This window comes from Gemmatimonadaceae bacterium (assembly GCA_030647905.1).
Lineage (GTDB): Bacteria > Gemmatimonadota > Gemmatimonadetes > Gemmatimonadales > Gemmatimonadaceae > UBA4720.
In genome coordinates, this window is the sequence record JAUSJA010000033.1 from 322,836 (window position 1) to 333,324 (window position 10,489).

A 10,489-nucleotide genomic window follows, 5' to 3' on the forward strand; every position below is an offset into this window, starting at 1 on the left:
GTGTTCATGCCGTGCGAAGGTGGGCAGCGTCTTGCACCACGCGCATCCACAATACGATCTGGTGTTCATAGACGCTGATCTGGATCCGGATAGCGCTGCTGTGCTGTGCTTCCACCGCCCGCTACACCTTGCGCACCGGCCCGCGATATCTGGCCAGTTGCGCATCGCTCGTGAGCAGGGTGATGCCCTCGGTGAGAGCTTGCGCCAACAGCAGGCGGTCGAAGGGATCTTTGTGCAGTGGGGGCAAGCCGTCGATGTTCACCGCGTGCTGGCTGGTGACGGGCAGCTCGGTGTAGCCGTTGTCGAGCAGGCCCCGGCGCAGCAAGCGAGGCTCGACGCGGAAGTCTTCACGCCCGAGGAAGTTCTTGATGGCGATCTCCCAGAGGCTGGCGGCGCTGAAGAGGAGTTCGTTCTTCGGGTTGTTGAGTTGCTTGCGCGCGGCGGCCGAGAGCCGTTCGGGCTGACCGGCCGCCCAGAGCAGGAGCTGGGTGTCGAGCAGGAGCTTCACGCCTTGGCACCGAACAGGGCCGCGATCTTACGCTCGCCCATGCGATCGAAGTCGTCGGGCACGGCGATCTCGCCCGCCAGGAAGCCCAGCCGTTGCGGCGTTGCGGGGGCAGCCAGCGCTGCCACCTTAACCAACGGCTTGCCTGCCTTGGCGATTACGAACGCTTCGCCCTTGACGGCCTGATCAACCAGCTTCGAGAGCTGGGTCTTTGCTTCGTGAATGTTGACGGTGACCAAACCTACCTCATCGGACTAAGTTGAGAGGACTAAGTCTATCCAGTCGCCCTCCCACCGTCAACTGGCAGCGGAGAAAAACAATTGCTGCGACGCTTCTGCAGGCTAGCATAGCGGAAGCTTTTGGGAGAGGAGAGCATGCATAGGGAAAGCTCTCCTTTGATTCGTGGAATTGCCGTCTAACCGCCGAAGCTCTGCTGCAAGCGAATCAATGAAATGCGAGCGCAGCGAGCTACCAAAGATCGCTTGACTGCAGCAGCGTACGTCATACGCCTCGGGCGCCAATGGCGCGCGCCTCAACGGTCGATCAGTCCCGGCAGTCGGTCCAGCGCCGCCGCGTACCCTGCGCGATCAAACGGTCGATTGTCGCGAATCATTATGCTCATTTCCTGAAGCATAACAGCCGAAAGCCAACGCCACGCTTCGTCGTCAGACATACCTTCGCCCAGTAGGCGAGCCAATGTAAGACGCGCTTCTGGCGGATCGCCGGCGTCGATTTGTCTCTGCAGAACCTCTTTGAGTGCCGCCATCACGGCCGGCGTAGCGCGTTCAGACATTCACAGATTCATGTAGTGCATATAACGCCCAAGTTCAGTTGCAAGGGAATGAATCGGGATAGGAAGTAGGAGAGGATAGCTCTCCTACTGCCCTCCCACACCACCGGACATGCGGGTCCGCATCCGGCGGTTCAGAAAGTTGAGGTTCATCAGGGACCCAAGCAGCTCATGCTCGTAGCAGGTCATGTAGACTCCCCGGCAATGTAGCGAATGGTTGTCGTCGTCGGTCTAACGGCTTCGGCATCAGCTGCGGCACGCAGCGCCGGCAGCTGCATGCCGTTGTTAGGCTGACGTGCGCGTTCATCGTACGAGCTTCATGGGTGGAGCCAGGCCAAGGGACTGCAGAACAATGGTCCCGGCGACACACGCGATCACCGCGCCCATCACGATAGCCCAGATCCGTTTCAGCGGCACGCCGTTCGCGGCCGCCCCAAGCACCGCGCCTGCAAGTCCCAGCTCGAGCGCCTGACCGATCCACCAGCCAGCCAGGAGCGGCATTGTCACAGTGCTGATGGAATAGAGTCCGGCCGCGAAGGCACCCCACACTACCGCGCCACTCGCTGCTCCATGTCGGAATCCCGCGATCGCTCCACGAACGCCAAGTCGGCGGAGCAGCCAGTACAAGGTCAGCGTGAGAACCAGGAATGCCAGATAGCCAAGCGGGATTCGCCGGAAGGCATCTTCGGGCCCGAGAAGGAACGCACTCGGCTCAACATAGAGCCTCGCGAGCAGTCCTCCATGCAGAAACAGATCGAACCCCAACGACAGCATCCATGCCGCTGCGACCGATAGCATCATCCGGGAAATCGTTGGCATCTCAGCAATGGCTTGCGCCGATTGATGACTCTCGTGTACGTGCATTGTCACCTCCCCGCAGTGAGCGGGGTGCTGTCGTGGTTCAGCCTGACTCTTATTAGATCACACCCCACGCCGTGGCTAGCATGAGCGCATGATTGCCTGCACGCCGATCGAATAGTTCCGGATCGAAGTCCGGACCGAGCCACACCACAAGATCCTCATCATCGCCGTCGGCTTGACTGGCGAACGCCCCGCACGGTGATGTCGTGCTCCCAGTAGTCCCCCATATCATAGAGGTAGAGGAACGACGAGCGTGAGTTGAGCTCCAAATCTCGCAACCGTACGCTCGCGGCGTTCTCCCCCTCCGCCTCCGGATCGGCACCTTCAAAGCGGCGGTCGCTGATCTGGAACTCGAAGAGATGATAGTCGAGCCATCCGAACACCAATTGAATGCAGCGATGCAGCTGAAACAGCGAAAACACGTCTGGGACGCTGATCTCTCGCCAAATGGGCGGCTCGACATGTCGCAATGTGACGCGGAATAGTAGCCGCCGCGAACCCGACGGTCTGGCGCTCAACCGAATGGCAGCAACCGAAGCGCCGGCCGCTGCAACTCCTCGTCAGACCGCATGGCGCTTGTGCGTAGGAGGCGACATCTCGGCCTAAAGGTGGAGAAAGAAAACCGGTGCAAGTGCTGCGAGACCTGCGCCGGCTTGCAGCGCCAGTACCTGCAGAGCCTGCTTTGGAGTCCGCGGTAGCCACTTGATCGCGAAGAACGCCACGATCGGTACCTGTCCAGCAATGAGTAGCTGAAAGATATGGGCGGCGGTCCCCTCATCGACCTCGCGAACAACGCCGAACATGGCAACGTGACCAAGCACCGTCGCGAGTGCGGCGAACGACATTGCCACCGGAAGAAAGGCGCTCGGCAGCTTCATCACCGTTAACAAATTCATATGGCAGCCTGCAGAACGGGTTTCGAGTCAACGACGTACGAAAAGCCGCACTGAGGCCAATGTAAAGTACTTTGTAGTGGAAAGCACTTCCCGGTTGAAAATCACCATCGGGTCGCGCAGCGCACCACCGAAAAGTGCTTGTCAGCTGCAACCTTCGTTAGGAAGCCTCTCTGATGAACGACCTGCCTCCGCGATAGCTTTGGACACATGGCGAGCAACCAACGAACAATTGCGATCCTCACCGGCGGCGGCGACGTCCCCGGTCTCAATCCGGCGATCAGGGCGATCACGATCCGCGCGCTGCGCGAAGGCTACCGCGTTATGGGCATTCGGCGCGGTTGGGCGGGAGTCGTCGACTACAACCGGGAGGATGGCGCCGACAACTCCGAAAACGTGCAGGAGCTCTCGGAGGCCATCGTGAATCGCGCCGGCCGCACCGGCGGCACTTTCCTCCACACCTCTCGAACGCGGCCAAGCCACCTGCCGCGCGCGCGCGTGCCGGCGCATCTCACCGGCTACGACTTGGCCGTCAACGACGTCACGAAGGACGTGCTCCAGAACCTCGAGCACATCGGAGTCGACGTACTGATTCCGATCGGAGGCGACGACACGCTCAGCTACGGCAAACGCCTGCATGATGAAGGGGTACACGTCGTCGCCATCCCGAAGACGATGGACAACGACGTGTACGGCACCGATTACTGCATCGGCTTCAGTACCTGCGTCACGCGCACGATCGAGCTCACGCACCGCCTGCGCACCTCGGCCGGATCACACGAGCGTTTTCTCGTCATCGAGGTCTTCGGCAGATACGCCGGCTTCACGGCGCTCCTGCCGACGATGGCCGGTGCCGCCGACCGCTGCCTCATCCCCGAGTATCCGGCCGACGTCGAGCATCTGACCGAGCTGATGACCTACGACCACAACAGGAATCCCAGCAAGTACTCAGTGGCGCTCGTATCGGAGGGAGCACACCTCAAGACGCAGGAAGGAATGAGCTTCGAGAGCGAAGAGACGGACATGTTCGGACACCGCAAGCTCGGCGGCATCGGTGACAAGGTCGCTGCCGCGGTCAGGGAGTACTCACCCAGGTACAACAACGGCCGACGGATTGACGTCATCAGCCAGCGGCTCGGCTATCTCGTTCGCTCGGGCGATCCGGATGCACTCGACTCGATCGTGCCGATGGCGTTCGGCAATCTCGCGCTCGACCTGATCCTGAAGAAGCAATTCGGCCGTCTCGTGAGCGTCCACCGCGGCTTTTACGACAGCGTTCCGATCACGAGCGTAACGTCGGAGAAGAAGGTCGTCGACGTCAAGAAGTACTACAACACGGAGCGGTTGCGGCCGATCTACGAGTTCGACGGCGCACCTCTGTTCATCATGACGAGTGATTGATGACCGTGAGGCGAGGAGTGGGAGGTCTCACTTGCCATCGACGGCGACCGAGCGGATGCCCGAGTCGCGGCGCTCGCGTTCCTGGTTGATCAGGCCGCAGGCGACGTTGTTCAGGCCGGCGCAGCCGTATTCCTCTCCGTGAACCCCGTCACGCGTGAACGGTTTGGTTGCCCCGCTCGAAGAGGATGGAGACAGAAACCTTGACCATCAGCGTAAAGAGCAGGAAGCCGACGCCAAACACACCGGCGGCGACGCGCAGTTCGATGGCGCTGGGCACGTACTGATACACCTGCCCGAGCGTGTCGGGCGTGAAGCCGGGGATGATGAGGGCGATGCCCTTCTCGATGTACACCGAGAGGTAGATCATCACGGCGCCGATGTTCATCGTCAGCGGCATCCGGCGCGTCTTCGGGATGAGGAAGAGGAAGAAGGAGATGATGGAGAACGCGATCGACGTCCAGGCATAGAGTGCGATGGGCGACGCCGTGCCGTGCAGGCCGCGGAACAGGTACTGGTAGTACACCAGGTGGTGCGTGTTGGAGTAGTACTCCTTGAAGATCTCGGCGCCGAAGAGGAACAGGTTGAAACCCATGGCGTAGGCCATGAGCTCCGCTATCTTGTGGATCGCTTCGTCCTTGATCTCGAAGGCGGACACCTTCCGCAGGATCTGGAAGAGGATCAGGAGCAGCGCAGGCCCGGAGCAAAACGCCGAGAAGATGAACCGCGGGGCCAGGATGGCGCTGTTCCAGTACGGACGGCTCGCCATGCCATTGTACAGGAATGCCGTCACCGTATGGATGCTGATGGCCATCGGAATGGAGAGGATGACCAGCGGCACGACGATCCGCCGATCGTACTGGATCCGGTAATAGGCGCAGTAGACCAGATAGCTCGCCACCGACAGGTTGATGACGAGGTAGATGTTCAGCACCACCGAGTCCCAGGCCATGATCGAGCTCGGCAGGTGCATGTGCCCGATGCCGGGAATCAGGTGCCAGAAGCGGTCCGGGCGTCCCATGTCCACCAGGACGAAGAGCAGGCACATCACGATCGCGGCAACGGCGAGCATTTCGCCGAACAGCACGACCTCCTTGATCGGTTTCCAGTTGTAGACGTAGGCCGGAATCACCAGCAGGACCGCGGCCGCAGCAACGCCGACCAGGAACGTGAAGTTGCCGATGTAGAAGCCCCACGACACCGAATCGCGCATGTTGGTGCTGATCAGGCCGCGCTCGAACTGGTGCGCGTACGCGAAGAGCGCCTGCGTGATGCAGACGGCCAGCAGGAGCAGCCACGCGTAGTACACCCTGTTCCCGCCCAAGAACGCCATGCGCGCGGTGCCCGTCACGAAGTTGCCGGCTTTCCGGACGAAGCTCATGGCGTCGGCCTCACAGTCCGTAGTAGTAGAAGAACTTCGGCTGTGTATTCAGTTCATCCTTCAGGATGAACACGCGCTTGTTCTCGATGATGTAGCGGATCTCGCTGTCCGGGTCGAGGAGATTGCCGAACTTGCGCGCGCCGACCGGGCAGACTTCCACGCACTTCGGATACAGCCCCTTCCGGGTCCGCTGCAGGCAGAACGAGCACTTCTCGACGACACCGCGCTGGCGCGGGCGGTTGCCGAGGTATTCCGTGTTCGGGTTGAGCTCGTCCGGCGGGATGCTGGGCTTGCCCCAGTTGAAGCGCCGCGCGCCGTAGGGACAGGCCGCGAGGCAGCGCCGGCATCCGATGCCCCAGTCGTCGTCGATCACCACGATGCCGTCCGGCTCCTTCCAGGTTGCCTGGACGGGGCAGACCTTCACGCACGGCGGGTTCTCGCAGTGCTGGCAGGCGACAGGCATGTAGAACTTGCCCGGATGGGGGACGGTTTCGTGGTCGTAGTATGCGTCGGCATGCCGCAGGTCCACGCCCGTTTCCTTGTCCATCTCGAGCACGGTGATCCAGTGCGTCTGCGGGTCGCGCGACAGGTTGTTCTCCTCCACGCAGCCATAGACGCAACGCCGGCAGCCGATGCACCGCGACAAGTCGAGCGCATACCCGAACAGTACCCCGGGGAGAGGCGGCGTGGCGCTGACCTTCACACTCTTGCCGTACTCCTCCGAATACCGCTTTTCCATCTGCGCGAGCCGGTCCTTCAACTCATCGCCGGAGAGGTCCTTGAAGTGCTTCTGCACGAACTCGTCGAGGGCCAGCTTGTCGGTCGCGCACCCGGTGGACATCGCCGCGGCGGCCAAGGCAAAGAAGCCGAGGACAACCGAGTCGCGCCGCGTGTATCCGTTCGCCGGCGGCTCCGGCGCGGGCATGGGGACGGCGGGATGGTCGCTCATCGTATGGCCTCCTGCCTCAGCGGGGGTTGCCGCGGCTTGAGCGGCTTGAAGCGCGGCGAATGGGGGCTATGGCAGTTCGCGCACAGCAGGTACTGCTTCGCGCCCGACCACGAACCCGTCCGCTTGCCGTGCTCGCCCGCCTTCCAGTTTCGCAGGGTCGGCCCGTGACACTGCCCGCACAACAGGTAAGACTCGGTGAAATCGATCAGCCGGCCGTCGGCAAGGTGGAGCTTGTCGCGGTTGACGGCGTCGTGGCAGTCGAGGCACCAGCGATTCTTCTCGTCGTGATGCAGCACAATGTCATCGTGGAACTCGACCGCGTGGGGAGTGCGGTTCACCTTGTCTGTGGGAAAATGGCATTCGGAGCAGGGGAAGATGCCTTCCGAAAACGGCGGCGGCGCCACCGCGAACAGAGCCACGGTTGTCTTGGCGGCGCCTTCAACATCCTTGCCGAAACGAGGACTCGACTCCTCCACGGGGCGACAGGCCACCGTCAGCAGCAGCGCCGCCGATGCACCAGCTACTGCCAGACGGACAAATCTCACCCGCGTCATGCATCCCCACGGTGGATCGGTTTCGCGCCGTGGACATGGCGCACTGGGAAATAAGGGGGCCACGAGAGCCCGACGATGCCTGCAAGAGTATGTCGCCAAACGCGGAAGGGTGCAACCCGCACGTGAGCAGGCAGCCAATGGAAGGCTACTTGTCGACGATCTTCAAGGGAACGCTCACGAGCGCCGTCGTGAATCGGCGCATCAGGAGTCACCTCTCGGACCACGTTCACTTGCCGAACCCGATCGCCTGCCCTGAATGAGCGCACGGCGAACACACCGAGGCCATCGATCCCAGACGGTCTTGCTTCCACGTCGCCCACCGAGCACGCCGTCGCAATTCAGGGCGACGTAGACCTCGCCACGGATGAGCCAGCGCGCCCCGCGCTTTACCCACTGCGCGGGATGCAGCACACGAAAGCGCTTCGCCCTCGCCGGATGGTCATTTCCGCACCGCGTACCTGATGTTCGCGATGGGCGCCCAGCTACCGTCAGTACCGGCTTCTACCATCAAGGTTCGGGCACCTTGAAGTGACGGGGCGAATGTGTAGCGCAGCCGCGACCCGTCAGGCGCCGGGTCGGTCACCCAAATCCAGCGATTACCCTCGATTTGGCCGACCGCATGTAGGTTGCCGCCTGGGTTTTCTGTGCCGTGGACGTGGTACCGCTTGGCCGTAGCGTCGTAACTGAGGATGTACACCCCTTCCCACCCCCCGCCTTGGCCAGAGGTCTTCTCCTGGCACAGCACAGCGTATCCTCCAGCGGCCCAGCTGCAGGTTTCGCCGCCTGCGATCGGCTTGAATGGTTTCGCCGGGTCGTCGCGCATCTGACCTGCCTCGCTCCAGCTGCCGACGTAGAAACTGAGCCGCTGGAGCTCGGCCGGTCTCAACGCCTCTTGTGCAAGGGCTATCGTCGGCAGAAAGCCGCTTAGCGCGGCCCAAGCGACCGCAAGTCGGATCGTCCGCATTACGCACACTCCAATAAAGAAGGTCGGTGGATGAAAGGTCCAGAGCGAGGCATGGTAACGGTGCTCTCTGGGGTCGCCTAACGCGCCGATAAGCTGCGGGCGCCGTAGGCGACCGTCAGCTTCATCGGCTTGTTGAAGGTGTAGAATAAGTCGTCGAGACGTCGTGGTCGCCTTTTTTGGCGGTCCTCCGATCATTCCCGACGTGGTGATCGTCGATTGTGAGGGCTCTGGCGAGGTCGAGTTTTCAACAATCCGATCGCGCAAATGCTCGAGGGACTTATTCTACATCCTCGTTAGGCGGCTCCCACTCCGGCGTTCAGCTAACAGCGAACCAGCGACTCCGGCCACCAAGATTACGAGCACCACCAATAGCAAGTACAGGTTGAAGTGCTTCCCGAGGGCGATCTTCAGCCATTCGGCAATCAGCATCTTGACGCCCACGACCATCAGGACCAGGGCGAGCGAGACCTTCAGGTAACGGAACTTCTTCACCATCCCCGCCAGCGCGAAATAGAGCGACCGGAGACCGAGGATCGCAAAGACGTTGCTGGTGAAAACCAAGAATGCGTCGCCCGTGATGGCAAAGATCGCCGGGATTGAGTCGACGGCAAAGATCAGATCGGTCGTCTCGACCATGACCAGGGCCAGCGCCAAAGGCGTGAGCAGCAGCGTTCCCGGCCGAGCCTTCTCCACGACCTCGTCCGGCATCGCGGGCGCACCGGGGACCTCGCTCTCATGCGACGCGGGCGCGCCGGCGCGAACGATGAAGTGCTGGCCGTGAAACCTGGCGGTGACCGGGAACAAGCGGCGCGTCAACCGGACCACGAAGTTCTTGTTAGGATCGGTGTGTTCCGTCTTGAGGAAGAGCATCTTGATCGCAGTCAGGATCAGAAAGGCTGCAAACAGGTACAGAACCCAGTGGAACTCAGCGATCAGCTTCGCCCCGAGACCGATCATCGCGCCGCGCAAGAGTAGAGCGCCCAGGATTCCCCAGAACAGCACGCGGTGCTGGTAGAGCGGCGGCACCGCGAAGAAGCTGAAGAGCATGGCGATCACGAAGATGTTGTCGACGCTGAGCGATTTCTCGACGACATAGCCGGTCAGGTACTTCTCCGTTGCGGTCGCGCCGTCGTTCGCCAGTCCATCGACGGCGTCCGCCACGGTGCCAAGGCCAAACCACTGGCCGTCGTAGGCGAAGTACACGAACACGGCAAACATCAACCCCATGGCGAGCCAGACGGCCGACCAGGCGAGGGCCTCCTTGACGCTGACGACGTGGGCTTTGCGATGAAATACGCCCAGGTCCAATGCCAACATCAGTAGGACAAACGCGATGAATGCTATCCAGATCCAGATCATTCGACGAGTTGCTCCGTCATGGACTTGAGCCGCCAATCGCGGATTTGCCAGCCTCCGGCACACTATCGAAGAAATCAACGACTCCAGTCTCCAGCGAATACTCGGCACCTACGACGAGGAGTCCACTATTCTGGACCAGCTGCTCGAGGACTTCCGATCCGTGTCGCAGATGGTTCGCTGAGGCGCGAATGTTGGCCCGAACGGCCTCCCGCACCAGAGCGTCCGGGTCGTGCCTGAGCTCTGTCGCGAGCAACGTTTCCACGGATGGCCGAATGCGGTCGACGATCGAACGCAGGTGCCGCGACTGGAAATCCGTCGGCTGCTGAAGTTTTTCCAGGGTTGCCAGGATAGCCCCGCACTGGGAGTGCCCCAGAACCACCACCAGCCGGGTACCGAACCGCGCCGCGGCGAACTCGACGCTGCCAACTTGAGAAGAAGCGACGATGTTGCCGGCCACGCGGATGACAAACAGGTCGCCCAGGCCTTGGTCGAAGACGATCTCTGCTGGGACCCGCGAGTCGGAACACCCGAGGATGATGGCGAACGGCTCCTGACCTGCCGCCAACTCGTTGCGGCGCGTCTGGCTCGTGAGTATGTCGCTGCTTCGAACGCCAGACACGAAGCGACAGTTTCCCTCTCGCAGGCGTTCGAGTGCTTCTCGCGCTGAGATCATCGACGCTTCATCCTTGTCCGCCTAGAAATTATGACTGGGCTGGCCCTCCGACGTTCACGTGGATTAGCTCCTTCGTGTTCACCGGAGTCGCCAGAGCCACATGCGACTCATGCAACCGTCGCAGTCATTCGTGGAGGACCAACCCATGTCACGCTCTATCAT

The 10,489-nt window shown here is 61.5% G+C and carries 13 protein-coding genes; 1 reads left to right on the forward strand and 12 read right to left on the reverse strand.

Features of this window, described 5'->3' with window-relative positions:
* Positions 1–121 precede the first annotated feature (121 nt).
* The 6 genes from Q7S20_12900 to Q7S20_12925 form a co-directional block, all read right to left on the reverse strand.
* Positions 122–508, reverse strand: a complete 387-nt coding sequence (locus tag Q7S20_12900; protein ID MDO8502733.1) for a type II toxin-antitoxin system VapC family toxin — start codon at positions 506–508, stop codon at positions 122–124.
* On the reverse strand, positions 505–744 hold the full coding sequence (locus Q7S20_12905; protein MDO8502734.1) for a type II toxin-antitoxin system prevent-host-death family antitoxin: 240 nt from the start codon (positions 742–744) through the stop codon (positions 505–507). Before Q7S20_12905 ends, Q7S20_12900 begins: the two co-directional genes overlap by 4 nt.
* Positions 745–1,037: 293 nt before the next feature.
* Positions 1,038–1,298 (reverse strand): hypothetical protein, encoded by a 261-nt coding sequence (locus tag Q7S20_12910; protein ID MDO8502735.1) that lies wholly within the window; start codon positions 1,296–1,298, stop codon positions 1,038–1,040.
* Between the two features lie 300 nt (positions 1,299–1,598).
* Positions 1,599–2,114: a hypothetical protein gene (locus Q7S20_12915; protein MDO8502736.1), complete on the reverse strand. Its 516-nt coding sequence runs from the start codon at positions 2,112–2,114 to the stop codon at positions 1,599–1,601.
* Positions 2,115–2,317: 203 nt separating this feature from the next.
* Positions 2,318–2,626, reverse strand: coding sequence for a plasmid pRiA4b ORF-3 family protein (locus tag Q7S20_12920; GenBank protein MDO8502737.1), 309 nt, complete (start codon positions 2,624–2,626; stop codon positions 2,318–2,320).
* A gap of 132 nt (positions 2,627–2,758) precedes the next feature.
* Positions 2,759–3,052, reverse strand: a complete 294-nt coding sequence (locus Q7S20_12925; protein ID MDO8502738.1) for a hypothetical protein — start codon at positions 3,050–3,052, stop codon at positions 2,759–2,761.
* Positions 3,053–3,259: 207 nt separating this feature from the next.
* Between Q7S20_12925 and Q7S20_12930 the strand changes: the two genes are divergently transcribed.
* Positions 3,260–4,450, forward strand: coding sequence for an ATP-dependent 6-phosphofructokinase (locus tag Q7S20_12930; GenBank protein ID MDO8502739.1), 1,191 nt, complete (start codon positions 3,260–3,262; stop codon positions 4,448–4,450).
* A gap of 148 nt (positions 4,451–4,598) precedes the next feature.
* Here Q7S20_12930 and nrfD read toward each other — a convergent pair whose 3' ends face one another.
* The 6 genes from nrfD to Q7S20_12960 all read right to left on the reverse strand — a co-directional run bounded on the left by nrfD (position 4,599) and on the right by Q7S20_12960 (position 10,327).
* Entirely contained in the window at positions 4,599–5,828 is a 1,230-nt protein-coding gene (gene nrfD / locus Q7S20_12935) for an NrfD/PsrC family molybdoenzyme membrane anchor subunit (GenBank protein MDO8502740.1), read from the reverse strand.
* Positions 5,829–5,838: 10 nt separating this feature from the next.
* A complete protein-coding gene (locus Q7S20_12940; protein MDO8502741.1) occupies positions 5,839–6,753 on the reverse strand; it encodes a 4Fe-4S dicluster domain-containing protein in 915 nt (304 codons plus the stop codon).
* Positions 6,754–6,773: 20 nt separating this feature from the next.
* On the reverse strand, positions 6,774–7,331 hold the full coding sequence (locus Q7S20_12945; protein ID MDO8502742.1) for a hypothetical protein: 558 nt from the start codon (positions 7,329–7,331) through the stop codon (positions 6,774–6,776).
* 439 nt (positions 7,332–7,770) lie between these two features.
* Positions 7,771–8,295 (reverse strand): hypothetical protein, encoded by a 525-nt coding sequence (locus tag Q7S20_12950; GenBank protein MDO8502743.1) that lies wholly within the window; start codon positions 8,293–8,295, stop codon positions 7,771–7,773.
* A gap of 282 nt (positions 8,296–8,577) precedes the next feature.
* Complete coding sequence (locus tag Q7S20_12955; protein ID MDO8502744.1) at positions 8,578–9,654, reverse strand: TerC family protein; 1,077 nt, start codon at positions 9,652–9,654, stop codon at positions 8,578–8,580.
* A gap of 16 nt (positions 9,655–9,670) precedes the next feature.
* Positions 9,671–10,327 (reverse strand): carbonic anhydrase, encoded by a 657-nt coding sequence (locus tag Q7S20_12960; GenBank protein ID MDO8502745.1) that lies wholly within the window; start codon positions 10,325–10,327, stop codon positions 9,671–9,673.
* Between the last annotated feature and the right edge of the window lie 162 nt (positions 10,328–10,489).